Source organism: Virgibacillus dakarensis (assembly GCF_900155625.1).
In the GTDB taxonomy this organism is placed as follows: domain Bacteria; phylum Bacillota; class Bacilli; order Bacillales; family Amphibacillaceae; genus Lentibacillus_C; species Lentibacillus_C populi.
On sequence record NZ_LT732554.1, the window covers coordinates 2790722 to 2817615 of the forward strand.

The window sequence follows — 26894 nt, forward strand, 5'->3', positions numbered from 1 at the left end:
CGTGACAAAATTATTTAGAAACTAATTCCTTTTCCCAGGCTGGCAGCATTTTATTTAGCGGTTTGTCTTTGCGATAGCCGAGTACATATTCGGCTTGCATGATAGTGTGGATTTCACGGGTCCCTTCATATATAACAGGTGCCTTCGAGTTACGTAAATAGCGTTCTACTGGATACTCATCGGAGTAGCCATAGGCACCGTGGATTTGAACGGCATCATCAGCCGCTTGATTGGCAAAATCACAGGCTTGCCATTTTGCTAGTGACGTTTCTCTCGTATTGCGTTTCCCTTGATTTTTTAATTCGCCGGCACGGAACACGAGTAAACGGCTCATTTGCAAGCCCGCTTCCATCTTGGCAATCATTTGCTGAACGAGCTGGTGGCGGCCGATTTCTTTGCCGAATGTTTCCCGTTCGTGGCAATAGTTTACACTTGCTTCAAGGCATGCCATGATTTGCCCGCATGCACCGGCGGCAACGGTAAACCGTCCATTATCTAATGAGGCCATCGCAATTTTAAATCCTTCTCCTTCTTCGCCAAGCAGGTTTTCTGCTGGAACGCGAACATTATCAAAGAATAATTCACCGGTATTACCGGAACGAATGCCGTGTTTTCCTTTGATTGCTTTTGACGAAAACCCTTCCCACGTCCGCTCAACGATAAAGGCGGAAATGCCATGATGTTTCTTCGCTTTATCGGTATAGGCGAAAACGAGAAAGTGATCGGCGGTGTCACATAGTGAAATCCATGTCTTTTGTCCGTTTAAAACATAATGATCGCCATCCTTTACCGCAGTTGACTGAATGGAGGCAACGTCCGATCCCGCACCAGGTTCAGTCAGGCCAAATGCACCAACCTTTTCGCCTTTTGCTTGCGGGACTAAATATTTTTGCTTCTGCTCTTCGGTTCCCCATTGCAGCAGGGTCATACTATTCAATCCGGTGTGGACAGAAACTGCGGTCCGGAATGCGGTATCCCCGCGTTCGAGTTCCTCACAAACAATTGCCAGCGAATTATAGTCCATCCCGCTGCCGCCGTATTCTTCGGGGATACAAACACCCATCAGGCCAAGGTCGGCTAATCGGGTCATAATCTTAGTATCAAATTTTCCTTCCCGATCCCAGTCTGAAGCGTACGGCATAATTTCTTTGTCGACAAAATTTCGTACTGTATCCCGTAGCATTTGTTGTTCTTCTGAAAGTTCAAAGTTCATCTGATCATCTCCTAAATTAATTTGTCTTAGTCAATCCAAGCTTTGTTAAAATTTCATTTGTATGTTCACCAGCATCAGGCGGATGATGTTTCACCGTGACAGGCGTCCGGGAAAATTTCAACGGACTGCCGATCATTTTTATCTCCCCAGCTGTTGGATGCTCATATTCAATAAACATCTTCCGTGCCTTTAATTGTGGGTCATTCGCGACTTCTTCCAGGTTTTGAATCGGCCCGCACGGAATGTTATGCTGCCGGCATTGCTCCTGCCAGTACAAAGTGGATTTTGTCGAAAACACTTTCTGCAGCAAAGGTACTAATTCATCCCGGTGCTCAACCCGGCTCGGATTCGTCTGAAAACGTTCTTCACTGGCGATTTCCGGTTTTTCCAGAATACCACATAGTGCCTTAAATTGATTGTCGTTCCCTACCGCAATGACCATTTCCCCATCTGCAGTTTTGAAGGTCTGATAGGGGACAATGTTAGCATGATGATTGCCAAGTACTTGCGGAATTTCACCTGACATCAAATAGTTGCTGCCGATATTGACAAGGGAGCTGACTGCAGAATCATAAAGGGAAATATCAAGCTTCTGCCCTTTGCCAGACTGGGTGCGTTCGAGTAATGCACCTTGGATGCCGATACAGGCGTATAACCCTGTCAATATATCGGTAATGGCAATACCAACCTTTTGCGGACCTGAATCCTCACTGCCAGTAATACTCATAAACCCACTCATCGCCTGAATGATAAAGTCATATCCTGGCATGTGCTGATAAGGACCTGTTTCACCAAAGCCAGTAATAGAGCAGTATACAATCCCCGGATTGATTGTGGTGAGCGTATCATAGTCAAGCCCAAATCGCTCCATTGTACCGGATTTAAAGTTATTAATGATGACATCGCTTTCAGAAACCAGCTTTTTAATAGCCTCAATACCTTCAGTGGATTTCAGGTCGACGGTGATACTCTTTTTGTTGCGGTTGGCACATAAATAATAGGCACTTACACCATTTTGAAACGGGGGACCCCAGCCTCTCGTTTCATCACTTCCGCCTGGTGCTTCGACCTTAATAACCTCGGCCCCCATATCGCCAAGGATCATCGTACAATAGGGGCCAGCTAAAACACGGGATAGATCAAGCACTTTCACATTTTCCAGTGCTCCCGTCATGTCACCACTCCTTTCTTGAAATGTTAGAAAAACTCGGTTATTCGCCTCGTCCATACTAACGAGTCTAAAGTTTCTCTTATACTTTTATCCTATGAAATCTTAAAGTGAAAAAAGCCAATTCAAATTGACCACAGTCGTGTTGCTGCAAGTCAATGTGAACTGGCTTTATATCTGCTGGAACAGAACTGGGATAGTACTGTAAACAGATTAGGCAGTGTATGTTTTGTAATGGTTTGGCTTCTTATCGCATAGTTCGATTCGTAAACTTATAATCATGTGAACGGAACATGGCATTGTTTCCAACATGATTCATTAATTCCTATTATATTTTGTTCTGAATAATTTGTAAATCCCTTTTTCTAAAAAATATTGAAATGCTGTATTATTTCCTGTCGCCAGTTGTAAACGTAGCAGAGATCACCCTGGTAAAATCAATGATCTTGGTCATTTCATCATATAACCGGCTAATTTCTTCATCCTGATTAACCTGTTTCATGACATCCTCATAATGGGACTTATTACGAAATACACTCTGCCCTAAATAAACGGCTTCATCTTCTGCTACATCAATAATTGACATTAATCCCGTACAGCCATGCTGACCATGTAACGCATCAGCGAGATATGTAGTGTCTTCCAACGCACCATTTGCCAAATAAATTTCGCTAGCTTTTTCAGTAATATCTAAAAACGTCTGTTCATGTACTTTTTTGATGCGATAAATGTAAATAATTGTATACATGCAATCACCTCGCTACATTACTCTATATATTCAACACGTATCGGGAAAATCCTTTATTTTTTTGAGAAAGTTGTTAGATTGAGGGGTTAGTGGGGAAATCCTTGGATCCAATTATAGATGCCTTCAAAATTTATTGTTAAAACTAGCATTATTTATCCTCTTAAAAACTAACTTTAGCATAATTATTGTGAACTTCAGCATTTTGCTCCATTTTAACCGATGTACATCAATGGATTAGCTAAATTAAGGAATGACAAATAGCCGTACTCCATATCGGGTGTACGGCCACAAATAGTCTATTATTTCGCGGCTTTTTGCAGCTTTGATATCATTTTCAAAGCCCGTCCTGTCCCGACTGCAACCGACTCAAGGGGATTTGGTGCAATGTGAACAGGAACAATAATTTCCTGCGCCAGCCAATCCTTCATTCCGTTCAATAGGGAGCCACCGCCTGTTAAAACGATACCCCGATCAACAATATCACCGCTTAATTCCGGCGGGCAGTTCTCAAGTGTCGCACGGATTGCCTCCAGGATCTGCTGCAATGATTCTTTTAATGCATTATAAATTTCAAATGATGAAATGGTAACAGTTTTTGGTAAACCGGTGACCATATCACGTCCGCGAACATCCATTGTTTCTTCCTTATGATCAGGATGTGCGTAGCCAATTTCGATTTTAATATTTTCTGCTGTTCGTTCCCCGATAAGAATGTTGTATTTTTTGCGGATGTACTGGATAATCTCTTCATCCATCTTGTCGCCGCCAATCCGGACAGAATTGCAGGAGACAACCCCGCCAAATGAAATAATTCCTACTTCGGAAGTACCACCGCCAATGTCGACAACCACATTAGCGATTGGCTCGTCTACTGGTAAATCGGCACCAATCGCAGCAGCAACTGGTTCTTCAATTAAGTGGACATGTTTTGCGCCGTAGCTTGTGACTGCATTATGAATGGCGCGGCGTTCAACTGTGGTACTTCCAGATGGTGTACAAACAACAATAGTAGGTTTCCGCATCGACAGTCCCATTTTTTTGCTGACCTTTTTCAAAAATTCCTTCAGCATTTGAGCGGTCACATCATAATCCGCAATAACGCCGTCTTTTAAAGGTCGAATCGGAACAATGTTTTGCGGTGTTTTTCCTACCATCTCTTTTGCTTCTGCACCGACCGCAACAACATTTTTTGTATTAACATCGATGGCCACAACGGACGGCTCATTTAAAACAATTCCTTTTGATTTTGAATATATAAGTATATTTGCCGTACCTAAATCTATTCCAATTTCTGCATTAGATAACATATAAGCTCCTCCAATGATGACAGTTTTCTAATTAAATATCTTCTATACCATAACATAATTTTTGGGGGTAGATAAGCACTTTACATATTTTGTTATTTAGTAGGTTGGGAGGATGATTCTTTAACTCGATCAGGACAACTCCAATCATTAAATCGTTGAAAAATCAAGTAACAATCTGATTACAAATTCAGATATTTTGTAATATAACATCGGAAATTGCGGGGGTGTCAATAGCGGATTTACTGTAATTTTTACCAGTGTATTGAACATTTTCCTGTTTGACCGATATTATACAAGTCTATTTTTCTTGGAAATTAAAGATTTTTATTGACATGCCCTGTAAATTATTTTTGTTTATTCTGCGTTGGCAGGCCTTTCCAGCTTTATTACAAAAAAACCATGCTATGATTAGTTTTGCAAAAACAAAAACCAAAGGAGAGTGCATGAAAGATGTTGAAAAAACTCGGCGTCGTTACGGCGTTATCGACAGCATTATTATTTGGCGGAGCGTTATCTTCTGTAGATGCATCGGCTAACACAGATCATTCATCAGATAAAACATATAAAGTTTATTATTCTGTTAATGGTGGAAACTGGCACAAATCTTCACAAGGCAACAATAGTAATCTACTAAATGATTATTTCAAGCATTGCCAACTGAATTGGAAACATCAAGGTGATCAGCAAGCACAAGCCGATAAAGACAAACAAGAAGGAAAACAGCCAGAGCAAACACAAGAACAACCACAAGAACAACAAAAGCAAACACAAGAACAGCCGAAGCAAACAGACAAAACAGAGACAACTACACAACAGCCTGCTGCAGATAAAAATGAACAGCAAAATGAGTCACAATCACAAGGGTTAAGCCAATATGAACAACAAGTTGTTGACTTAACCAATCAAGAGCGTGAAAAGCAAGGCCTATCACCACTTAAAGTAGATGCGGAATTAAGCAAAGTAGCACATGAAAAATCACGTGATATGAGTGCAAATGGTTACTTTTCTCATAACAGCCCAACGTACGGCTCACCATTCGATATGATGAAGCAATATGGTATTAGCTACCGTTCAGCTGGAGAAAACATTGCCAGAGGGCAACGTACACCGGAAGAAGTCGTAAATGGCTGGATGAACAGTGAAGGTCACCGTGCCAACATTTTAAATCCGAAATTCACCCATATTGGTGTAGGATATGTTGAAAACGGCAATTACTGGACGCAAGAATTTATCGGAAAATAAACGGATGATGAGGGACTAGCTGCGAGGTTAGTCTCTTTTTTTATCGAAATATAATAGGAAGATACGTTTTCAATCTCATGAAGAAACTTGATTGATCGGTATTATTACCTGGAATTTACATGTAATCGTTATTTCCCCACATTTTTTTACGTTTAACCATAATGGATACGGGTATAAAAATTATAGAGCTGAAGGACAGGTATCATGCTCTGAACCAATCTATCAATTTGAGGAGGAGATTTCATGAAACCAATAGTAAAGGAATTTCAGGATGATACTGCTTTAATGACTGAAGTGAAAGAACTGTCAGCAAAAGGAATCCATAAGGACAACTTGTATGTAATGTCTCACGATGCCGATCGGACCAATAGAGTAGCTGAAAAAGTTGATGCTAATAAGGTTGGTGTGAGTGAAGAAGGACTAGGCACAGCGGTTGGAAACATTTTTCGTAAAAAAGGTGATGAACTCCGTCAGAAATTTAAAGAACTCGGTTTTGCACAACATGAAGCGAACGAGCTTGAAGAGAAGCTGGATCATGGAAAAATTCTGCTGATTGTGAATCAAGCTAGCTAAACATTGTTAAGTGAGTTGGCGCTTAAGTTAAACAGAGATGATTGCCAGAAAAACGAACCCTGAAAGACCTTTAGCGAGGCTTTCAGGGTTCGTTCTGTGTAGTATTTGTAAACCTATTTGTTTGAATAACTCCGAAGATTATGCAAAAGGAATATTGCTGTGTCAGCGGTGAAGAAAGGTTTTCGATCAGCGATTTCTCACTTTTGATCGGCGAATTTCTCCCTTTCGATGTCGTGATACATTCAACCAAAGAAGCGCTTGATTATTATACGATTCACAGCTTATCTCAAAAAATATTCAGATACAATTATTAATTGTCTTAAGGTTTGCTAAGAAACTGCAAACAATTTCTGAAGATACGCATTCAAAAACATCCCATTCGGATCAAGCTTAGCACGTACATGCAAAAAGTCGTGGAATTTTGGATATGCCAACGCCAGCTTCTGTGCCGTCATGTTGTGCATTTTTCCCCAATGCGGGCGACCTCCATGATACTGAAATATTTCTTCCATGGCGTTAAAATAGGGCTCGAATTCCATGCCTTTGTACATGTGAACGGCGATATAGGCGGAATCGCGCTGATAGGCCGGGCTAAGCCAAATATCATCCCCTTTTACATAGCGGCACTCAATTGGAAAATGCACCGCGAACTTTTGATTTTCCAGTACGTATTGAATATCCTCAAGCACAACGCGCATCCTTTCTGCAGGCACACTGTATTCCATTTCATAAAATTTTACTAATCGTGGGGTTGCATACAATGCATGGCTATTACCGGCCTCTTTAGCTGAGGGAATACCTAATGCCGAAATATTGCTTGCCGTTTTACTCAATCTAGGCTGCATACGGCACATTTGGGATAATAGCCAAAACGCACCGTTTTCTATCACGATTTTATTAAATGTACTTCCTTTTTTATCCGGCTGCCGGTTGGTCCCGGAGCTGTTCATTAGCTTTATTTGCACCGTTTTCGTGTACGGGAACCAAAAAAATTCAAAATGGCGGTTTGCCTGTTTTAATTCGTCTAACCGTGCTAAACAGTGATTAAGCGGTGTTTTGTAGGTTTCACTAATTAATTGATGCGATGGTATAACCCGCAATTGTACTTTGACAATTACACAAAGCATTCCTAATGATATCCGTGAGGCTTGGAAAAATTCCGCGTTTTTATCCGCAGCTATTTCCATTTGTTTACCAGATGCCGTAATGACTGTCAGCATGGTAACCTGTGTAGAGATGCTGCCAAAGTTAATCCCGGTACCGTGAGTTCCAGTACTTATCGCACCGGCGATGGACTGGACATTAATATCACCGAGGTTCTCCATCGCGTATCCTTCTTTATAAAGTAATTCGCCAAGGTCTTTCAAAGTAGTCCCTGCCCATACTGTAACAAGGTCTTGTTCCCGGTCAATTGTATCGATTCCAGTTAAATGCTTAAGCGAAACGAGTACCTCGCTTGTTGCGGCCAATGGGGTAAAGGAATGGCCCGCACCGACCACACGTATTTTTTTCCCTGTTGCATTACATTCTGCAACTATTGCCGCAATTTCATTTACCGTTTTCGGATGCCGAAATGCCTCCGATCGGCTCATTACCGTTTCTGACCAGTTTTTCCATTCATTTGTTTTTACAGAAAACATTGATTGTCCCCCCTGTAGGTCGTGTATTTACCAATTACCCTTCCATTTTGGATAAGATGAAGGTAATGGAAACGTTCACATAATTCTCCAGCTTTACTATGACGCATGATAATTGGATCACCGTGGGTAAGCTGGATTTTTCCGGCATAATAAATTGGTGTTTGCACTTCGCCGGCACCCTCATTCGCAATAAGTTTAGCACCTTCAGGCAAATAAACATGTGGCTGCTTATCATGACCCGTAGCTCCCGAAGCGATATAGCCGCCACCTGAACAAGTATAAATATGACTTGTCGGAATACGGGTGATTTCAATGGCAAATCCAACAGCGGGCTGTCGTTTAAATGCTTGATAATAGTCGAACAAACCCGGATTAAAAAAGCCCGATCCAACAGTCACCTCCGTAACTTCTGTTTCACGTGATGTTTGATGCAGGCTCCCTGTACCACCATTTAAGTTTACCTAAAAATAATGATTGACTTCCAACAAAAAATAGGCATCGAAAAGTTCTAGTGATAAATGAACTTTTTGATGCCTATTTTAACGTTTTTTGCTTAAAATGTACGTCATTTATTGAAAAAGAAAAATAAAAAGCCTCCCTAAATGTGTTAAAATTTTATTGGGTTAAAACAAAATATATGAACACAAAAAGGAGACTCTTTATGTCTAATCATAACACATTTAACCAATCAATTTATACCACAAAACGTTCCATTTTTCATTTTGCGTCCAAATTAACCCAAGGGCTGCAAAAACCCAACAAAAACTTTATCCTGGACATGTTATTTGGACTAGCAAAAGGCAGATCTGTTTTGCTTACTAAAATTGCACGCGCTCTGGAAGAACCCATTGAAGCGATACAAACCGTCAAGCGACTGTCCAATCGCATGGACGAATTTCACGAAACATCCGAGCTGTTGGAGAACTATGAGGAAATGGTAAAACCTTTTCTACAAGAGGAAGATAATCTGGTTTTAGTCGATAATTCCGAGATTGTGAAATCTACTGCCAGTAAAATGGAAGCACTTGGACAAGTGAGAGATGGTTCAACAGGAAAGATAGGCAATGGATATTGGACAACCAACATGATTGCCGTGGCTCCGAAGACAAAGCACCCGATTTCAATTTATTCCCATCTGTACTCCGCCGCCGAAAAGGGATTTGTCAGCGAAAATGAAGAAACATACAAGGGCTTGGATTACGTGAATCAACTTGTAGAGGCAAAGAAGGCAACCTTTGTGATGGATCGTGGGTATGACAATATAGAAGTCATGAAAAAGATCCTCAAGCAGAAAAATAACTTTATCATTCGTTTGAAGAAAAATCGGAATTTATTGTACCAGAATAAAAAATTCCCTGTACACAACTTAGCGATCAGAAGGAAAGGGAAAATCAATTTTCGTTCTGAAATAAAGGGAACCGTATATGATTTGAAAGTCTCTCATCTTACTGTGGAAATTCCTTCGCTAAAGGGTCAAAAATTCACTATGGTTGTGGTGTATGGATACGGAAAAGAGCCGATGGTGCTGCTTACAAATAAACGGGTTCAAAAAAAGGAAGAGGTCCTGTCTATTTTGAAAGCTTATATTACTAGATGGCGTATCGAAGAAATGTTTCGCGTTCAAAAGCAGGAATTTGACTTAGAAAATGTTCGGGTTCGTACATTGCCAAGACTGAAAAGAATGTTTTTACTCGTTTCCATTATGATAACGTTTATGACGCTGAAAGTAGAAAAGCAGAATGGATTTTTCCATGACGTGATTGAACGGGCAAAAGGGATTAAAGCAAAGGATAAAATTAAGATGTTTCTATATCGTTTTTCAGCGGGGATGGAAGCCATATTGATAAAAGACAAACATGGCATTCGGCATTTTAAATACATAGAGAAACCAGTAAGTTCACGGCAGCTAACATTACAACTCTGAATTTATTAATTGAATAGTAAGAAAAAACATACTGATAAGTATGTCTATTTGTGCTGGTTAAAAATTTGCTTCCTTCAATAAAAACGAAAAAAAACCTTCTAAAGGACTCTTAAGGTGAAATAATTCCGTTTTATGCGGCGAAAAAAGGTAAACTTAAATACCACCACCATTGACAAATCGCAATGAAATACCTTTCCTTTTTATTGCTTTGATGATCATGTCTCGCTTTTTGATCAGTTCTGCTGATGATTTTCTTTTCAAAAACCGGATTACATTATTTTTTGCCTTCTGATTTGGGTCATTGTCGGTAACACCGGCGATCTGCGCTTCATACCCCATTACCCCGTCAATTTGCAGGTAGTTGGAGCCGCTGGCGCGGTTGATAATTGCCATGGCGTGTTCAAGCGTTTTTATCGGTGAACGGTGCACACCAAAATGAAGACCAAAAAAATCACTAGACAGGTCGATATCGATACATACTAAGAATGTACAATGTTCCGCCTTGGCGACTTTTTCCAGACGATCAATGTGATCAATTGAATCAATCATCACGGTAATGATATGATTGTCTCTCCTGAGTTTAGCAATCTGTTTTAAGTGGTAAGTATCCCAAACTGGATATGCGATTAGCAGATCGTCAAAACCATGCCCATTTAAATACACGGCTTCATCAGCTGTAAAGCACATAATCCCTTGAAAAACAGGGGAGGCGTTAAGAATCGTTTTTAAGACAGCAACACTGCGAATTGATTTACTGGCATTCCGTATCTTTTTGTTATTGCTTTTCCCGGTGATATCATGGATATTTTCAGCCAGCACATCAAGATCCAGGAATGCACATGGTTTTGTTACATTTTTTAATGCCTCTTTGTAGTAATTATAGTCCGGCATAACAAAAACTCCTTTGTAAACATATCGTTGCAGATAGATGGTGATATAGTATCTTTATACTTATGGTAGCATAAGAACACACATAACAGGGAAAATTCTGAAATAATTTTTGTGCATCGCTTTTACATAACTTTTCGTGAGGTGATCGTAATGGTGCAAGGAGCAGCAAACTGGAATACGGAGCAAACGCAGGAATGGCTTGAGAATTATGTTGATGATTGGGTATCCTTTTACCGAAAACATACAACGGAAGGAAAAGTGGCTTCCTATATCCCGATTTTGGCTGAAGCAAATCGAGACCATTTAGGCATTTCCATCATCGGGAAAGATGGGATGACGATTCGGTCAGGTGACGTCGATATCCCATTTACCATCCAGAGTATTTCAAAGGTGTTAAGTTTTATTACTGCCTGTATGGAACGGGGTGTTGGCTATATGCTTGACCGGGTTGATGTGGAGCCAACTGGAGAGGCTTTTAATTCGATCATGCATTTGGAAATGAAACAGGTAAAAAAGCCGTTCAATCCATTAATTAATGCAGGGGCAATTACTGTAACATCAATTTTACAAGGAAAAACGTCCGATCAAAAGCTGAAACCAATCCTGAATTTAATGGAGGCGATGCTTGGGTATCGTCCAGCGATTAATGTTGATGTTTATGAATCAGAGCGAGATTCTTCGATGCGAAACCGGGCAATTGGCTATTATTTGCTGGAAACCGGATTCCTTGAATCAGATCTAAACATAACGTTGGAAACTTATTTCAAACAGTGCTCCATCGAAGTGACGGTGGATGATCTCGCCAGAATCGGAATGATCTTGGCAAATGATGGGGAGGATCCGAAAGCAGAGAAAGAGATTATCCCCCGCCAGGTTGCGCGTATTGTGAAGGCGTTAATGTTAACTTGTGGAATGTATGATGCCTCCGGAAAATTTGCGACATACGTCGGGATTCCGGCGAAAAGTGGTGTTTCCGGTGGGATAATGGCAGTAGCACCACCAAGGGTTCGTGAGGAAGAATTACCATTTATTGAGGGCTGTGGCATCGGTGTGTATGGTCCAGCATTAGATAACAAAGGGAACAGTATAGCAGGAATTCGTTTATTGCGGCATATCGCCAAGCAATGGGATTTAAGTATCTTTTAAAGAAATAAGGAAGGTACACTGGGGCTTGTTCCTTCCTTATTTCAGTTCTTTTTGTGATATCTGCTGTTGCTTTTTCTCCGGCTTCGTTTTCAATATAGTGATAAATAGCTCCGCCTTTTTTACAGGAGCCTTTGTCGCCAAACTTACACCAATAAAAAGTACTGTGGAAATGATGAGCCCCCAAATCCCGGCAGCCAGTCCAAACGGTTTTAAACCGGTGAATTCCAACATCATGACGAGAACTGCACCAATTGATACACTGGAAATGACACCTGCAGCGGTTCCACGTCTCCAAAAAAAGGTACCAAAAAACGCTGGAACTGTAACAATTAATCCGGACGATGCTGCGACAGACAATATGGCTATCAGGTTAAGTTCCAGCTCGGCAAAGGCAAACGCCAAAATTGCGATGATAGGAATCACGATTTTTCCAACCCGTAATTGTTTCGCATCAGAGGCATCTTTTTGCAAGTTCCCATATACATCACGTGCGACCATCGATGACAATGTCAGCATAATCGAATCGATGGTCGAAACAGCAGCAGCGAGAATACCAATCATGACGATAACACCAAGAACCGGTGGTACCAGGTCAGACGATAATAATTTTGGTGTTGCCAAATCGGCTGTAGTTAGATCAGGAAACATTTGAAGTGCAGAAAATCCCCATAATACCGATACGAAGGTGTAAATAAAGCCAAATACAAGAAAACCAATCAGCATTTGCCGTAACCCCTTTAGTGATGCAGGCATAAACATTCGCTGACTCACCTGGGGATTGGACAAGCTAAAGAAAAACCATGGCAGTGTCAAGCCAAGAAATGTTAAGAAATTAAAATAGCCATTGCCCGGTACGGAAAGTGCATCCGGATGATCGGTTTGCAATGTAGCAAAAAACGAGCCAAAACCACCTAACCCATGGATTACCAATAGCACAACGAGTGTAGATGTAATAATCATGATCACTGCTTGCAGGGAATCTGTCCAAACAACGGAACGAATGCCAGCTGTATAAGAAAAAAGAATGGCTAGGCCAGTGGCAATCACAACTCCCACGGTAAAGGGAATGGCATTATTGGTGATTCCCTGTAATAAATAGCCTATGCCTGCGAGCTGAACTGCACAGTATGGAATAAGAAACAAACAATTTACAATTGAAATAGCCGCAGCTGCCGTTTTACTTTCATAACGATCCCCAACCATTTCCGAAGGTGTAACATAGCCAAATTTTTTCCCTGCCAGCCAAAAACGCGGACCGAATAAGGCAACGAGCGAAACACCGGTGAAGTAAACTATTTCAAACCCAAGCGCACCGACCCCGCCTTGATACGTAAGACCGGCCAAACCGACCAGCATAAAAGCACTGTACGTTGTGGCACTGTAGCTTAATGCTGATAAAATCCCATTCATGTTGCGGCCGCCAAGGAAGTAACCAGACATATCCGTCCGGTTCCCATGTCGCGCCATCAATGCAACGGCTAATGCTAAAACAACATAAATTACAATTCCCAAAGTTACCAGATTTGAACTCATTTTATTCCCTCCAATCCCTCGTGACCATGATATTCGCTACGATAATCAGGATCCCGATAATACCCCACAGCAAAAAACTGCCATACCAGGCCTGAATCCCTGACATAATTGTGTAGGGGAGGATATAGGATAACAGTATTAAAAAAACGATTAGTGCACCCCATAACATTTTTGCGTTCTTTCTGTTCATCTGCTTTCTCCTTTTACATGAATGTTTTTAGAAAAACTGGGCATTCGTTTCGTCTATAATAGCTGAAGCGAAGTTTTTCTTATACCATAAGAAAGTATATAAATTTAGGCTCTATTCTGCTTACGCCAGAGTTGGCCATGTCCAGCTCCAGCGCTAAAGCCAAGCAAACTTCACACTCCTTCACTACGATAAGTCAACATCGGTTCGGGTAGGAAGGAAGGCCAACTAAGAACGGGCTTTGCGCCCAACTCACGTCTACCCCTTTTGCAGGGGCATGTTTCCTTTATCTCATTGCGGTAGGAGTGTTCGGTTAAAACCGCTGCTTTGCGCAGCAACACCGAACCACCCGCGTTGCGCGGGCGCAGTTTGTACGTTGCTAAACGGGCGCTTGCGCTTTTCTTATACTTTCTTAAAACGAAACATAATTGTATACATGTGTCTTTACATATATATTTACATAATTAATTAAAAAGCGCAACATGTTTTTGATGATGTAATAGGCAGGACGTCTGCTATAATGAAGTAAAGTTTACGGTAATTCTATTCGATAGCTAAATCTAGTGAGGTGATAGCATTGAGAAGTGAAGGGAATAAGGTTCTTGGCGAGGAAAGAAGGCATTTGATTTTGACCTGGCTGAAAGAGAGCGATCATCCTTTGTCGGGGAAAGTTTTGGCGGATAAAACAAATGTCAGCAGGCAGGTGATCGTGCAGGATGTTTCGCTTTTGAAGGCAAAGGGTGAGCCAATTATTGCTACGTCACGGGGCTATGTCTATTTTAGTGAGATAAATAATGCAGCTAACTTTACTACGATCATTGCCGTTTGTCATCGGTCCGAAGACACTGCGGACGAACTTTATATGCTGGTTGATCGAGGTGTTTCCGTTAAAAATGTCATGGTCGAGCATCCGATTTACGGAGATATCACCGGCTCACTGATGCTGAAAAACCGGCGTGATGTTGATGCATTTCTTCACGAGTTGAAATCAAAGCAGGCTTCCCTTTTATCTCAGCTTACCGAAGGAGTACATTTACATACAATTGAAGCGGAAACCCAGGAGCAGTTGGACGAAGCAAAGGCTGCATTAAAGGCTGCAGGATATTTATTGGAGCAATAGAAGCCGTTATTACGGAACATCAAAAGGAATGGGAGAACATCAACGTGATCTTGAAAATCAACGTGAACCTGAGCTGAATTAACGTGAACTGCACGGATATCAGCGTGAGCTATGCTGAAATCAACGTAAACAGCGCGAATACCATCCGTAAGTGAGCTGGAATCAACGTAAACGGCACGATAATCAACGTGAACCGTACAAGCATTATCGGGAACCGTTTAAATATGCCCTGTGAAAATCCAAAATTAAAAATAACAAAACGGGACTGACGACATTTGCCAGTCCCGTTTTGTTATGATACTCTTGAAGCCCGCTTTCGTTCTCGCTCCTCTTCTTTGGCAACTTTCAGGAACTTTTTCGTTTCGTAAACAACTACGCCAGAGAGCCCCAGTAAGCCGATCAGGTTTGGAAAAGCCATTAAGGCGTTCATAATATCGGCGATGTCCCAAACTACACTTAGCTGCTCAACGGCTCCATACATAACGGCTAATACGAAGACAACCCGGTAATATGGAATAGCCTTATCATTGAAAAGATAGGAGAAACATTTTTCACCGTAGTACGACCAGCCGACAAGTGTTGAAAAGGCAAATAATACAATACCAATCGTGACAATATAGCCACCGGTATCACCTAAAAATGCTGAAAATGATGCTGCGGTTAAATCGCCGCCTTCCAAACCGCTTCCGGCTAAACCTGCCATCACAATTGTAATACCAGTAATCGAACAGACAATAATTGTGTCAATAAGCACCTGGGTCATCGAGACAAGTGCTTGCCGGCCAGGATAATCGGTCTTGGCCGCAGCCGCGGCAATCGGTGCTGAACCAAGTCCTGCTTCATTGGAAAATACCCCACGTGCAACACCATACCGGATAACCGTTCCTAGTACACCACCACCAAGTGCACTGCCTGTGAAAGCATCGTTAAAAATTAACCCGATAACAGATGGGACCTGATCGATATTCATAACCATAATAATAAGTCCGCCAATGACGTAAAACAATGCCATAATCGGTACGAAAAATGCAGTTACTCGTCCAATACTTTTAATTCCACCAAGAATAACTAAACCGGTTAAGACAGTAAGTATAATACCTGTTACCCAAGTTGGAACATTGAATGATCGCTCTAGTGCATCTGACACAGAGTTGGATTGTACCATATTCCCGATCCCGAACGCTGCAATGGCGCCAAAAATGGCAAATAAAACACCAAGCCATTTTGCCTTTAATCCGCGTTCCAGATAATACATTGGTCCTCCGGACATTTGACCTTTACTGTTAACAACACGATATTTAACAGCAAGAATGGCTTCTGAATACTTGGTCGCCATCCCGAATAAAGCCGAAATCCACATCCAGAATACAGCACCAGGTCCACCTAGAACGACAGCTGTTGCTACCCCAACAATGTTACCTGTCCCAATGGTGGCTGCCATTGCCGTTGTTAATGCTTCGTAATGGCTAATATCCCCTTTTGATTCTTTGTCCTGACGTTTTGGGCTGAACGCCAACCGCAATGCATATGGCAGCGTGCGAAACTGGAGAAATCCGAGACGGAAAGTAAGATACAGTCCTGTTCCGACAATTAAAACAAGTGTCACAGGCCCCCAAACAAAAGCGCTTATCTTTTCCATGATATCATTCATGCTTCTCCCCCTTATTACTTTTTTATATTAAGATGCCTATAATAAATATTCCGAAAATGACAAGGAAAAGTCAAGCCTTTTTTAACAATTAATTTATCTTTTACGATATTTTTAGGTTAGAATTGCAAAAACATCGATACTTATCAGATTAAATGGAGTTTTGCATTATATTGGGCGGGTAAAAGAATAAAAAGGCTATCTTTCCAAATTAAAGCAAAATCCGCTATAATGGAATCTGATATGGGGAAAGACAGGTGATCTGTTTCTGCAAGGTGTCCACCAGGTACATAGATGCAATTAGTACGGTTTCGTTCATATTATTACGGAGGGATGACAAAATAAAAGGAGTCGCTGATAATGTCGGGATCACATACTTTTAGGTTATCAGAAGACCTAAGTCAGCACTGTTTCTGAGCATTTAATTTTCGCCGTATGATCATGTTTCAAAAAGACGTAAAAGCTTGGTACAATTGAAAAGAAAATGTAGCAAACATAACTTAAGGAGCGATAGAAATGGGCAAACAAAAATTATGTTTAGGTATTCTGCTAGGTGCAGTCGCAGGTGGACTAACTGCATTATACGATAGGGAGACAAGGTATTATACAAAGAAGCAGCTGCAAAGTGCTAAGAGCACAACAGGTTACTATTTGAAACATCCAGCCGAAGCAATACGAAACGCGAAAGATGCATGCAATGAATTTAATGAAAAGTTTAGTGTCAATGCAGATAATGCAATCAATGCTTTGGAGCAGGTAGAAGAGACGCTGGGTAAAATTAGTAAAAAAGAGGAGCCAAAAAAGCTGGAATCAAATATATAACCTGGAAAAGCGGAAGCCGCTGGCGATGAGATAGACATTGCCTTAACGGATATTGAATTCATATAGATGGAATTTGTATCCATTATTTACTGGTAAAATAAATGGAAGGGGATAGGTCGTAACATGAAGAATATAGAACAATTCTTTAAGCAGCTATTCCATCGCATTGCAGAAGATGATATCTTTGGACTTGCTGCACAGCTTGCATACTTTTTTCTGTTATCCCTTTTTCCCTTCTTATTATTTTTAGTAACACTGATTGGTTATTTACCGCTGGATGAGCATGCTATTACCGACTTTCTGGGAACCTATGCGCCTGAGGAAACGATGGATCTGATCAAAAATAACATGAGTCAATTGGTTAATAAGCAAAATGGTGGGTTATTGTCTATTAGTATTATTGGTACATTATGGTCTGCCTCAAATGGAATCAAAGCGATTATGCGCGCTTTTAACCGTGCTTATGATGTAGAAGAAGATCGCTCTTTTGTCTTCGGCAGGCTAATCGCTATTGTGCTGACAATTGCAATGGTGCTTGTCATTTGCATGGCATTCCTTTTACCAATCTTTGGAAAAATGATTGGAGAATATGTATTTTCTCTTTTCGGGTATTCGGATAATTTTATTCAGTTTTGGACGATGATGCGCTGGGTGATTTCGTCGATCATTTTTTTCATCGTGCTGACCCTGTTGTATAAATTGGCGCCGAATAGACATATATATTTTAAAGATGCTATTTGGGGCGCTATTTTTGCGACGATTGGCTGGCAATTGGTTTCACTGGCATTTTCCTATTACGTAAATACACTCGGAAACTACTCCGCAACTTATGGCAGCTTGGGTGCGGTCATCGTATTAATGATTTGGTTTTATTTGTCGGGAATTATTATTATTATTGGCGGCGTGATTAATGCTGTTATCATGAAAAATAAACTAGAGGAGTAGCAGTCACTGAACCGGTGACTGCTGCTTTAATAATCGTAAGCCATTTAGTATAACTAATATCGTGCTGCCTTCATGCCCGACAACACCTAACGGCAAATCGAGCACCTGGAAAAAATTCGATATAATCAGCAGTAAGATGACCCCTATCGAAAAGACTACATTTTGTTTCATAATTTTATTCATCCGTGAGGAAAGGCTTATAGCATCAGTGATTTTAGGCAGGTCATTTTTCATTAAAACAACATCAGCCGTTTCCAAAGCGACATCGGTACCTTCTCCCATTGCAATCCCAACATTTGCGGTTGCGAGTGCTGGTGCATCATTGATTCCGTCGCCAACCATTGCTACATTTTGATACGTTTTCCGTAGTTCTTTTACATGATTTACCTTTTCCTCTGGCAAGCATTCCGCAATATATGCAGCAATACCGGCTTCTTCGGCAATTGCTTTAGCGGTAATTTCATTGTCTCCCGTTAGCATAACCGTATGAATACCGGACTTATTTAATGCACGAATCGCTTGTTTTGTGTCAGTGCGAATCGTGTCCTTTAAGGCAAAAAGTGCAACAATCCCACTGCTGTTTTTCACGTAGACAATTGTTTTCCCCTGTTTTGCCAAGCTCGTTCCCATCCCGTTTGCAAAACGAACCGCTTCCTCTTCGTCGACAAATTGGGCTTTACCGATTTCCCATTTTTCCTGATTCACGAACCCAACTACACCATTACCGGTTATCGTTGTAATTCCAGCAGCTTCAATTGGTGACGTATTTTTCTCCAATTGTGTTTTGCAATGTGCTGTTATTGCCTCGGCAAGTGGGTGGGTCGATTCCTTTTCAATTGCCCAGGTTACGGCTAAAATGTGCTCCTTTTTAGTTTCAGAATCGAAATAAGTGTCCGTCACAACTGGTTTCCCATTTGTTAGTGTACCTGTTTTATCAAACGCAATTGCCTTGATATGAGCTAGGTTTTCGACATGTACACCGCCCTTAAACAAGACCCCGTTTTTGGCACCATTGGAAATGGCTGATAATGTAGCTGGCATGATCGATGCTACAAGGGCACAAGGTGAAGCAACGACGAGCAGAATCATAGCACGATAGATGCTTTCGGAAAAAGACCAGTTAACTAACAGTACCGGCAAAAATATCATCAGGACAACAGCGGCCAATACCATCTTTACATAGGTCCCCTCGAATTTTTCGATGAATAGTTGAGAGGGTGACTTTTCTGCCTGGGCAGACTGAACCAATTGGATGATCTTTTGAAATAATGTTTCATTTGCTGACTTGGTGATTTTAACGGAAATGGATCCATCAAGAGCTACTGTTCCTGCAAAAACATCATGATCCTTCATTTTGCTTACTGGAACAGATTCACCGGTTATGGCGCTTTCGTCAATAGCTGTCGCGCCTTTTAAAATGACCCCATCAGCGGGAATACGTTCACCAGCCTTAACAAGTATCGTATCGTCAACAACCAGCTCCGATACAGGGACGATTCTTTCCTGATTGTTTGTTGTCAGCAGCGCCTCCTCAGGCTGAAGCTTCATTAATGATAAGATTTCTTTACTGCTTTTATTTTCCGTATATGTTTCGAGTGCACCAGATAGTGCGAAAATAAAAATTAGTATTGCGCCCTCTGTCCAATAGCCGATGATTACGGACCCGACAGCGGCAAATATCATGAGCATTTCCACATTCAGCTCTTTATTTTTAATTGTTTCCGTAATTCCTTCCTTTGCTTTTGCATAACCACCTACTGCAAATGCCAAAATGTGAAGCGTAATCCAAAGCGGATGGGACAGATAATCATGAAACGTCCATGTTGCGAGGATAAGTAGACCGCTAAAGAGGGCGGCGATAAGTTCACTATGCTGTGATATATGTGTAAGCCAATTTTTGACTGACGATACTGAAACATGCTTCGGTTTTGGTCGATTTAATGCTTTCGAATGGGTAGTCATTTTCAATCCCTCCTAGTTAATTGATAATAATAATCATTTGCATACGCCTTGCTTTAAAAGTGATATTTAGTGCGTTTAGTGATATCAATCACCTAAAAATCCAGTGTTTTATTTTATAATTATTATAAATTAGTATTTGTTATTATGTTACCATTATAATCAATAAAGTCAAGGATAATTTTTTGTGAGTAAAACAGATTGATAATGTAATAGATAACAGTAGTAACATTTCATTGAAACAAAGGATCCAAGCTGTTACAATCGTTATATGATTTTTAATATAACAACATGGGGAGTGTCGGGATTGAGATTAAAGAGATTTACCTTATTTTTCGTATTGCTGCTTGTCTTAGGAGCGTGTGGCGAAACTAGTAGTCAAAATCAAAATAGCGACGAAAAAGGGAGTGGAAAATGGGCGGAAATAAAGGAAAACGGGGAATTAGTGGTTGGAACGCCCGGTACTCTTTATCCTGCTTCGTATTACCCGGAAGGATCCGATGAATTGACCGGTTACGATGTAGAAGTTATCAAGGAGATTGCTAAACGGTTAGATATAGATGTGAAATTTGAGATTTTAGGCTTTGATGCCATGCTTGCTTCATTAAAATCGGGCAGAATCGATGTTGCTCAAGCTGGACTTCGGGAAGCGAGCAAAAAGAAATTTGCTTTTAGCGATCCATATAAATACTCGTATTCGACCATGATCGTACGTAAAGATGAAGTAGCCGATTTTAAAACATTAGCAGATTTGGATGGCAAAAAAGCCGGTGGTGCTGCAACAACCGTTTATAGTGACATTGCGAGAAAGTTTGGCGCAGAGGTAAAAACATACGGTAACGTGACCAACGATGTTTACTTAAAGGATGTTGATAATGGCAGGACGGATGTGATTATTAATGACTATTATTTGCAAAGCCTGGCACTAGAGGCGTTTCCAGATTTGGATATTACGATTCACCCGGATCTAAAATTTTATCCTACAACGCAAAATGTTGTCATGGACAAGGATGCTGACCTATTGAAAGAAAAGATAAATGAAGTGTTGGCCGGCATGCGTGAAGACGGAACGCTGACAGAGCTTTCGGGTAAATTTTTTGGTGGTAAAGATGTTTCCAAAAAGCCGGACGAGGATATCATTGAAATTGAAGGTATAGAATAGCATGTTTAACTTACAATTCGATAACGTTCAGCTAGGGAAGTTATTCGATTGGCAGCTGGCATGGGAAAGTTTACCTTTCCTTCTTGAAGGAATTCCGGCGACATTATCTGTTTCGTTTATCGGCATGGGTATCGGTTTAGTGTTAGGATTTTTCCTTGCCTTGGCACGCGGTTCTAGTCGAATCGTATTAAGATGGCCGGCGCGGATCTACATTTCTTTTATGCGCGGGACACCAATTCTAGTATTTTTATTTATTCTTTATTCTGGTTTGCCGGTTGTCGGGATTGAACTATCGGCATTTTTAGCAGCGTCGCTAGCATTTGGACTGAACAGCGCTGCCTATATAGCTGAAATAAACCGTTCATCGTTAAATAGTGTGCCACAAGGGCAATGGGAATCGGCCACATCGCTTAACATGGGATACTGGTTAACATTGAGAAAAATTATCCTGCCGCAAGCTACAAGAATTGCTATTCCGCCACTTGCAAATGTTTATTTGGATCTGGTTAAAGCGACGTCGCTAGCGGCGGTTATTACCGTTCCCGAGCTGTTTCAAAAGGCACAAATCGTTGCCGGGCGTACATATGACTCGATGACAATGTATATTTTGGTGGCATTAATTTACTGGCCAATATGTATGGTGATTTCATTTATGCAGGATCGCATGGAAAAGCGATTTAGCAGGTTTATGGAGAAGTAGGTTGTGAGTTATTTAGGAGGTTGCATGCTGGACACGTGGTAATGGGAGGCATGGCACCATATTCCCAAATCTGGAATCCTCGTGAGTTTTAACAAATAAGGTGAGGATATGGAACGCTATACAGTAATAAAAGAAGTTAATTACAAAGTTCCAGATCCGACAAAATAAAAACCCTTGCAGATGTTCCCAACAAGATAAGACAAATAATCGCTTCCAGTAAAGATCAAGGAATTCCCCAAAATAAGTGGTTCCTTGATTTTTATTTTAAGGTTCATTTGGATACGGCCAATTAACAGTTTTTACTTCCCCTTAACTTTTTCTCCTAAATAAGCCTCCTTTTTCACTGGTCTGGAACCATTCTCCTGGTCTAGTTTTTTCTTCCTCGTTTTGCTAATAGAACATGGTGAAATCAAGTTTACAACACGATCAAAGTCAATATATAGTGATTATAATCACTTGATAATACTATATATTGTGTTATGTTTGTTTTGCTTACAATTTTAATAGGGAGTGAATCATGATGCATTTATTACTTTTTACCGCTAGTACTTGTCCTAAATGCACAATTGTCAAGAACTTTATGCAGCAACAGCGTATACAACCTGAAGTTGTATCTGCTGATAAAAACAGGGTGCTAGCCGACAGATTTCAGGTCTTCTCCGTCCCAACTACCATTCTATTAACAGATGATAAAACAGAAATTGCTAGAAGTACAGGTGTTAACCCAAATGAATTGCTCAACATGTTTCAACAATTTCAAGGAGGTACGATATAGAATGTTTAAGAACACCGAACAGATTATCCAAAAATTCACATCTAATGTAGAAGACAAAAGAGCTGATTACTTAAAGCACGAAAACAGTAATTATGTATACTCTCTTCCACTGCTTCGCCATAACATACATAATTACGCAGAAGAAGCGTATTTATTTAAGCATATCCTGCCACCAAGATTAAAGGAGCTTTATGATGACGGAAGTATTTATGTTCATGATAAACAGCTTGCACCTTACTGTGTATCCATTAGCTGTTTGGACATTGCTACAAAAGGAATTCCAGCACTAGCAAAAAATATGATCGAGTCTAAACCAACAAAACGACTATCCATTCTACTTCGTCACTTCAGTAATGTTGTAACACTTGTTTCTCAACAAGTATCCGGCGCAGTTATGTTAGCACAATTATCAACGATTACTGCTTCTTACTTATATGATGAGGAAACACATGGCGTGATATACGAAGCTGATGACTTAAAACAACTATTTCAAAGCATGATTTGGGAGTTGAATATGCCACTACGTTCTGGTGCACAAAGTAGCTTTTCAAATGTCACCCTAGAATTTGGTAAGCCATCCGAAGAAATTAAGGATGAATATGTTGTAATTGGTGGCGAACTGCGATTAATGCAATACAAAGATATTCCGAGTGAATACTTTGACAGAATTAATAAGGCAATTATCGATGTTATGAGTGATGGTACAGGAAGTGGAGGTATTCCATTTACATTCCCATTACTTACAGTTCAAGTGGATGATGATTTCAATTATGAAAATCCATTATTCCTAAAATTGTTAGATAAAATGTATAACTGGGGTGGTGTCTATTTTGAAAACTTCAAAACGAAACCATTTGAAGACCCATATTACAAAGTATTAAACCCACTAATCCAGGCAAAAGACCCGGAAGTTAGCAGAAGCCTTTGTTGCCGATTACAAATCAATCTGAAAACAATCTCGAAAGCTGGTGGTGGCGTCTTTGGATCTTCCACAGGATCAACTGGTGCCGTACAAGTCCTAAACTTAAATATGAACCGAATTTTATTAGAATTCGGGCATGATATGGCATTAGTGAAGAGGAAAATTAAAGAATACATGGAAGTGATGCAAGAGGGTCATATGGCAAAACGCAGCTGGATTGAAAGTCATAAAGAATTATATCCCACCTTCTTTGCGTACAATGATAACTTGAAAAACTACTTCAATGTATTTGCGGTAACAGGTATGAACGAAGGGATTATTAACCTTGGATATCAGGATGGAATAAAGGATAATGAAGGAAAAATGGTTGCCCATGAACTCATGCAATATATGACAGAGATTGTTAATTCCTTTATTGTCCGCGATAAGGTAGCTTGCGGGATTGAATATGCACCAGCAGAAAATGCCGCAATTAAATTAGCTCGTCATGATGTAAAATGGGCAAAAGTGAATAACCGCGCAATATTCACTCAAGGTGAAGGAGACAACCCATACCTCACAAGTGGTTGTATGACTCCCTTCTCTGAAGAAGATTTCTTTGCGCAACTGGAAAACAGCGCAGAATTCCAAGGCTATGCAACATCCGGAAGTGTATTACACCATTTCCTGGAATCAAAAGTGGCACCGGAGAAGTTAGCAACTTATTTAGATAAAATCTTTGAAAAACCAATCAATTATATTACATTGACACCTACAATCACTTCTTGTATGTCTTGCGGGCAGAAAATCATTGCAGAAGATGCCAAAAACATTCATCACTGTCCAACTTGTGACGCAACAGACATTGCAACATTTAGTCGTGTAATAGGTTACTTGAAAATGATAGCAAGAAATAATATCCAAGTTGATGAAAAGGGGTACTATAAAGGAAAATACAACTTCTGGTCAAAAGCAAGAAGACATGATTGGAATGTCCGACACCGCTTGAAAGAAGAAGTATTACAAGATGTTGCTCGTCAATAAGGAGGACAACATAAACAATGAACTTTTACAACAATTTTATTCGTACATTTAATGATTTACCAAACCATACGACATTACTTTTACACACATTATCAGGTTGTCCACTTCATTGTTTTGGCTGTCATAATTACGATGAAATAATTGCTAATACACCGAGGGAATATAAGACACCTAAAGATTTGTACGACTATTTAAAGAAAAGCGGATTTTTATTCGATGCAGTGATGTTTAGTGGTGGCGAATTTTTAATTGACAAAATAGATGACATTTGTGAAGTCCTCACTAATGTTAGACAGCTATTTGATGGCCGAATTATCGTAACAACGAGTGGAATCTATCATCAAAAGGTAAGAAAACTCTACGAAGAAAATCTTGTAGATGGGATCCATATTGATATGAAATTACCATACCATGCCTTAGACCCAAAAGAGGATGCCGAGATTTTCCTAGCAGTAATGGGAATCAAACCCTCGCAAAAGGTAGTTGATAATTTACTGGCAAGTGTAGACTTAGTCATTCAACACGGCTCCATTCTCGACCAAGTTCGAACAGTGAAGTATCCGATACTTGATGAAGCATTTTTTGAAGAAATCTGCCATTTTGTTGATAAGAAAAAGGCACTTTATCATAGTGAAGTACCTTACTTTTTAAACGAGTTTATGCACCCATAAGGGAACGCTTAACCATTTTTCAATGACAGTTAATTCTAGCATCGTTGTAGAAATTATTCCAATAAACTCGGGGACTGCCCCAGAGGTCTTATTTAGACTTTTGGGGCAGTCCCTTCTTGTTTTCGTTGCTCTATCTTCGTTCGTACTTTTTGCGAATATCGTTCATGTCTTTATACAATGAGTAATGAAACTTGGGGTCTGACCTTTAAGTTTTATGTTACAATAAAAGGAATTCAAGGGACGGAGGGTAAATCAAATGGATTTCATGATTTACCCTCCACCTTTTATTGCAGATCAAAACAGACTAGGGTGGGACGATATATGAACAAAAAAGACGTAGCAAATATTCGAAAACAATTTAAAGTAGATAATGATTTATTGAAGGTTACCGAAATCTTTAATGTTTATATTATGAAGGAAACAAGCGAAATTTATCATCAGCAAAGTCAACCGTTTGAAATGTTAGATCAAGACCAGCAAGAGTTATTTATGAATAACTTCAAAAAAGTACTAACAGGCCAAATGGATGAAAAGTTATTTGAATTAAAATTTCAGCGTGATGCAGAAAATAACAGTCAGCTTATTCTTCATCAAGGGTTATTAAGCAGCAATACAGAAGAATGGAAAGAGCAAATGCTTCTCATCGTGGAAAAAATGCTGCAAGATAAACAATATGAAATGGATATTGTTGTAACGTTCATCCGGGGGGAATACTTAAAGCCAATGAAGCGTCGGAATGAAGAGACGGAGGAGAGTGAACGGGATGCTGTTTATTCCCATTCCTTTATTCTTTGCAGCATCAATAAAACCCAAGATCCAAAAAAAGAATTGCTTTTTGACTATGTTGAGAAGGAATTCAAGTACAATATTGTCGTAGATCCGATTATTAATCTTAATGCGCCGATAGCGGGTTTTTTATTTCCTTGTTTCACCGATAATGCGGCAGATGTCAACCACATTCTGTATTCGGCAGGTAAAGCAAATGAGCTTGGTTTCGAGTTCAGCGAGAAAGTATTAAATGCGCAGGAAGCGATAACCGCAGAAGAGGATAAATTCGTTTTTGAGGAAATTGTCAAGGATGTAACAGGTGGTCAACTGAATACCTCAACTCTTGCCAATGTATATGAGGAAATCAACCACGTGGTTGAAGAGAATGAGGGTGAAGAAACACCGAAATTGGGCCACAAAGAAGTGGAACGTGTTTTAAAAATGAGTGGTTTGGAAGAAGTAAATGTAGAAAAGGTAGAAGCAGCTTTCCAGAAAGTTACCGATGATGAAAAATATGAGTTGAAGGCAAGCAATATCATGCCAAAATATAACGCTAAATCTATCAAAATAGACACAAAAGTTGCAAAAATTTCAATCAGTCCACAAGATTTAAAGTATGTGAGACAGGTCAATTTTAACGGGAAACGCTGCATATTAATTGAAGTTGAGGAAGATACCGTGATCGAGGGGTTCACAATGATTCCAGAGGCTTTTAACTAGGAAGCAGGGTGGGCGAATCTCCTACCTTCCATTTCGAAGGGGAAGCATAAGGTCGGTCCCTATTCTTGTAACTAATATGTTATAATT

23 protein-coding genes and 1 pseudogene are annotated in these 26894 nt (G+C 40.2%); 13 read left to right on the forward strand and 11 right to left on the reverse strand.

What is annotated here, in order from left to right; translation table 11 throughout:
* Positions 1-10 precede the first annotated feature (10 nt).
* From CZ382_RS22990 to mreBH, 4 genes are all read right to left on the reverse strand, one after another.
* On the reverse strand, positions 11-1213 hold the full coding sequence (locus tag CZ382_RS22990; RefSeq protein ID WP_088053374.1) for an acyl-CoA dehydrogenase family protein: 1203 nt from the start codon (positions 1211-1213) through the stop codon (positions 11-13).
* A 16-nt stretch (positions 1214-1229) separates the two neighbouring features.
* On the reverse strand, positions 1230-2387 hold the full coding sequence (locus CZ382_RS22995; protein WP_088053375.1) for a CaiB/BaiF CoA transferase family protein: 1158 nt from the start codon (positions 2385-2387) through the stop codon (positions 1230-1232).
* A gap of 382 nt (positions 2388-2769) precedes the next feature.
* Positions 2770-3129, reverse strand: a complete 360-nt coding sequence (locus CZ382_RS23000) for a DUF1428 family protein (protein WP_088053376.1) — start codon at positions 3127-3129, stop codon at positions 2770-2772.
* Positions 3130-3428: 299 nt separating this feature from the next.
* Positions 3429-4436 (reverse strand): rod-share determining protein MreBH, encoded by a 1008-nt coding sequence (gene mreBH, locus CZ382_RS23005; RefSeq protein ID WP_088053377.1) that lies wholly within the window; start codon positions 4434-4436, stop codon positions 3429-3431.
* A 450-nt stretch (positions 4437-4886) separates the two neighbouring features.
* On the opposite strand from mreBH, the gene CZ382_RS23010 reads away from it, so the two are divergent.
* Positions 4887-5678, forward strand: coding sequence for a CAP domain-containing protein (locus tag CZ382_RS23010; protein ID WP_088053378.1), 792 nt, complete (start codon positions 4887-4889; stop codon positions 5676-5678).
* Between the two features lie 243 nt (positions 5679-5921).
* Positions 5922-6251, forward strand: coding sequence for a general stress protein (locus tag CZ382_RS23015; protein ID WP_088053379.1), 330 nt, complete (start codon positions 5922-5924; stop codon positions 6249-6251).
* A 329-nt stretch (positions 6252-6580) separates the two neighbouring features.
* Here CZ382_RS23015 and CZ382_RS23020 read toward each other — a convergent pair whose 3' ends face one another.
* Together CZ382_RS23020 and CZ382_RS23025 are read right to left on the reverse strand one after the other, a co-directional pair.
* Positions 6581-7891, reverse strand: coding sequence for a D-arabinono-1,4-lactone oxidase (locus CZ382_RS23020; RefSeq protein WP_088053380.1), 1311 nt, complete (start codon positions 7889-7891; stop codon positions 6581-6583).
* Positions 7879-8340, reverse strand: a pseudogene (locus CZ382_RS23025) (amino acid deaminase/aldolase); the annotation flags it as partial. The pseudogene CZ382_RS23025 and the gene CZ382_RS23020, both read right to left, overlap by 13 nt.
* A gap of 212 nt (positions 8341-8552) precedes the next feature.
* Here CZ382_RS23025 and CZ382_RS23030 point away from each other — a divergent pair.
* Positions 8553-9815 (forward strand): transposase, encoded by a 1263-nt coding sequence (locus CZ382_RS23030; protein WP_159457745.1) that lies wholly within the window; start codon positions 8553-8555, stop codon positions 9813-9815.
* Positions 9816-9968: 153 nt separating this feature from the next.
* Here the strand turns inward: CZ382_RS23030 and CZ382_RS23035 are convergent, their stop codons facing one another.
* Positions 9969-10706 carry an alanine racemase gene (locus CZ382_RS23035; protein ID WP_088053382.1) on the reverse strand — a complete coding sequence of 246 codons (738 nt, stop codon included), beginning with the start codon at positions 10704-10706 and terminating at the stop codon, positions 9969-9971.
* Between the two features lie 150 nt (positions 10707-10856).
* Between CZ382_RS23035 and CZ382_RS23040 the strand changes: the two genes are divergently transcribed.
* Positions 10857-11852, forward strand: a complete 996-nt coding sequence (locus tag CZ382_RS23040) for a glutaminase (protein ID WP_088053383.1) — start codon at positions 10857-10859, stop codon at positions 11850-11852.
* A gap of 36 nt (positions 11853-11888) precedes the next feature.
* Here the strand turns inward: CZ382_RS23040 and CZ382_RS23045 are convergent, their stop codons facing one another.
* Positions 11889-13385 carry a sodium:solute symporter family protein gene (locus CZ382_RS23045; RefSeq protein ID WP_088053384.1) on the reverse strand — a complete coding sequence of 499 codons (1497 nt, stop codon included), beginning with the start codon at positions 13383-13385 and terminating at the stop codon, positions 11889-11891.
* A 1-nt stretch (position 13386) separates the two neighbouring features.
* The gene (locus tag CZ382_RS23050; RefSeq protein ID WP_088053385.1) at positions 13387-13575 is read right to left on the reverse strand and encodes a hypothetical protein; all 189 of its coding nucleotides are present in this window, start codon (positions 13573-13575) and stop codon (positions 13387-13389) included.
* A gap of 565 nt (positions 13576-14140) precedes the next feature.
* On the opposite strand from CZ382_RS23050, the gene CZ382_RS23055 reads away from it, so the two are divergent.
* Positions 14141-14692 carry a transcription repressor NadR gene (locus CZ382_RS23055; RefSeq protein ID WP_123057236.1) on the forward strand — a complete coding sequence of 184 codons (552 nt, stop codon included), beginning with the start codon at positions 14141-14143 and terminating at the stop codon, positions 14690-14692.
* A gap of 292 nt (positions 14693-14984) precedes the next feature.
* Here the strand turns inward: CZ382_RS23055 and CZ382_RS23060 are convergent, their stop codons facing one another.
* Positions 14985-16343, reverse strand: a complete 1359-nt coding sequence (locus CZ382_RS23060; protein WP_088053387.1) for an alanine/glycine:cation symporter family protein — start codon at positions 16341-16343, stop codon at positions 14985-14987.
* 513 nt (positions 16344-16856) lie between these two features.
* On the opposite strand from CZ382_RS23060, the gene CZ382_RS23065 reads away from it, so the two are divergent.
* Together CZ382_RS23065 and CZ382_RS23070 are read left to right on the forward strand one after the other, a co-directional pair.
* A complete protein-coding gene (locus tag CZ382_RS23065) occupies positions 16857-17162 on the forward strand; it encodes a hypothetical protein (protein ID WP_088053388.1) in 306 nt (101 codons plus the stop codon).
* Between the two features lie 123 nt (positions 17163-17285).
* Positions 17286-18107 (forward strand): YihY/virulence factor BrkB family protein, encoded by an 822-nt coding sequence (locus CZ382_RS23070; RefSeq protein ID WP_088053389.1) that lies wholly within the window; start codon positions 17286-17288, stop codon positions 18105-18107.
* 3 nt (positions 18108-18110) lie between these two features.
* Here the strand turns inward: CZ382_RS23070 and CZ382_RS23075 are convergent, their stop codons facing one another.
* On the reverse strand, positions 18111-20069 hold the full coding sequence (locus CZ382_RS23075; protein WP_088053390.1) for a heavy metal translocating P-type ATPase: 1959 nt from the start codon (positions 20067-20069) through the stop codon (positions 18111-18113).
* A gap of 304 nt (positions 20070-20373) precedes the next feature.
* Here CZ382_RS23075 and CZ382_RS23080 point away from each other — a divergent pair, with 304 nt between their 5' ends.
* The 6 genes from CZ382_RS23080 (at position 20374) to CZ382_RS23105 (ending at position 26807) form a co-directional block, all read left to right on the forward strand.
* Positions 20374-21228: a transporter substrate-binding domain-containing protein gene (locus tag CZ382_RS23080; RefSeq protein ID WP_230856245.1), complete on the forward strand. Its 855-nt coding sequence runs from the start codon at positions 20374-20376 to the stop codon at positions 21226-21228.
* A 1-nt stretch (position 21229) separates the two neighbouring features.
* On the forward strand, positions 21230-21928 hold the full coding sequence (locus CZ382_RS23085; RefSeq protein WP_088053392.1) for an amino acid ABC transporter permease: 699 nt from the start codon (positions 21230-21232) through the stop codon (positions 21926-21928).
* Positions 21929-22445: 517 nt separating this feature from the next.
* Positions 22446-22703 carry a thioredoxin family protein gene (locus CZ382_RS23090; RefSeq protein WP_088053393.1) on the forward strand — a complete coding sequence of 86 codons (258 nt, stop codon included), beginning with the start codon at positions 22446-22448 and terminating at the stop codon, positions 22701-22703.
* A gap of 1 nt (position 22704) precedes the next feature.
* Positions 22705-24648: an anaerobic ribonucleoside-triphosphate reductase gene (gene nrdD, locus CZ382_RS23095; protein ID WP_088053394.1), complete on the forward strand. Its 1944-nt coding sequence runs from the start codon at positions 22705-22707 to the stop codon at positions 24646-24648.
* A gap of 17 nt (positions 24649-24665) precedes the next feature.
* Positions 24666-25319, forward strand: coding sequence for a 4Fe-4S cluster-binding domain-containing protein (locus CZ382_RS23100; RefSeq protein WP_088053395.1), 654 nt, complete (start codon positions 24666-24668; stop codon positions 25317-25319).
* A gap of 321 nt (positions 25320-25640) precedes the next feature.
* Positions 25641-26807, forward strand: a complete 1167-nt coding sequence (locus tag CZ382_RS23105) for a DUF4317 domain-containing protein (protein ID WP_088053396.1) — start codon at positions 25641-25643, stop codon at positions 26805-26807.
* The last annotated feature ends 87 nt before the right edge of the window (positions 26808-26894 follow it).

What these genes read in the sequence shown, in the direction of transcription:
- CZ382_RS23010 (WP_088053378.1), top strand. Translation starts at nt 4,887, where the DNA reads ATGTTGAAAAAACTCGGCGTCGTTACGGCGTTATCGACAGCATTATTA.
- CZ382_RS23105 (WP_088053396.1), top strand. Translation starts at nt 25,641, where the DNA reads ATGAACAAAAAAGACGTAGCAAATATTCGAAAACAATTTAAAGTAGAT.
- CZ382_RS23020 (WP_088053380.1), bottom strand. Translation starts at nt 7,891, where the DNA reads ATGTTTTCTGTAAAAACAAATGAATGGAAAAACTGGTCAGAAACGGTA.
- CZ382_RS23050 (WP_088053385.1), bottom strand. Translation starts at nt 13,575, where the DNA reads ATGAACAGAAAGAACGCAAAAATGTTATGGGGTGCACTAATCGTTTTT.
- CZ382_RS23090 (WP_088053393.1), top strand. Translation starts at nt 22,446, where the DNA reads ATGATGCATTTATTACTTTTTACCGCTAGTACTTGTCCTAAATGCACA.
- CZ382_RS23065 (WP_088053388.1), top strand. Translation starts at nt 16,857, where the DNA reads ATGGGCAAACAAAAATTATGTTTAGGTATTCTGCTAGGTGCAGTCGCA.
- CZ382_RS23085 (WP_088053392.1), top strand. Translation starts at nt 21,230, where the DNA reads ATGTTTAACTTACAATTCGATAACGTTCAGCTAGGGAAGTTATTCGAT.
- CZ382_RS23040 (WP_088053383.1), top strand. Translation starts at nt 10,857, where the DNA reads ATGGTGCAAGGAGCAGCAAACTGGAATACGGAGCAAACGCAGGAATGG.
- CZ382_RS23015 (WP_088053379.1), top strand. Translation starts at nt 5,922, where the DNA reads ATGAAACCAATAGTAAAGGAATTTCAGGATGATACTGCTTTAATGACT.
- mreBH (WP_088053377.1), bottom strand. Translation starts at nt 4,436, where the DNA reads ATGTTATCTAATGCAGAAATTGGAATAGATTTAGGTACGGCAAATATA.
- CZ382_RS23035 (WP_088053382.1), bottom strand. Translation starts at nt 10,706, where the DNA reads ATGCCGGACTATAATTACTACAAAGAGGCATTAAAAAATGTAACAAAA.
- CZ382_RS23100 (WP_088053395.1), top strand. Translation starts at nt 24,666, where the DNA reads ATGAACTTTTACAACAATTTTATTCGTACATTTAATGATTTACCAAAC.
- CZ382_RS23070 (WP_088053389.1), top strand. Translation starts at nt 17,286, where the DNA reads ATGAAGAATATAGAACAATTCTTTAAGCAGCTATTCCATCGCATTGCA.
- CZ382_RS23030 (WP_159457745.1), top strand. Translation starts at nt 8,553, where the DNA reads ATGTCTAATCATAACACATTTAACCAATCAATTTATACCACAAAACGT.
- nrdD (WP_088053394.1), top strand. Translation starts at nt 22,705, where the DNA reads ATGTTTAAGAACACCGAACAGATTATCCAAAAATTCACATCTAATGTA.
- CZ382_RS23060 (WP_088053387.1), bottom strand. Translation starts at nt 16,343, where the DNA reads ATGAATGATATCATGGAAAAGATAAGCGCTTTTGTTTGGGGGCCTGTG.
- CZ382_RS23045 (WP_088053384.1), bottom strand. Translation starts at nt 13,385, where the DNA reads ATGAGTTCAAATCTGGTAACTTTGGGAATTGTAATTTATGTTGTTTTA.
- CZ382_RS23000 (WP_088053376.1), bottom strand. Translation starts at nt 3,129, where the DNA reads ATGTATACAATTATTTACATTTATCGCATCAAAAAAGTACATGAACAG.
- CZ382_RS22990 (WP_088053374.1), bottom strand. Translation starts at nt 1,213, where the DNA reads ATGAACTTTGAACTTTCAGAAGAACAACAAATGCTACGGGATACAGTA.
- CZ382_RS22995 (WP_088053375.1), bottom strand. Translation starts at nt 2,387, where the DNA reads ATGACGGGAGCACTGGAAAATGTGAAAGTGCTTGATCTATCCCGTGTT.
- CZ382_RS23075 (WP_088053390.1), bottom strand. Translation starts at nt 20,069, where the DNA reads ATGACTACCCATTCGAAAGCATTAAATCGACCAAAACCGAAGCATGTT.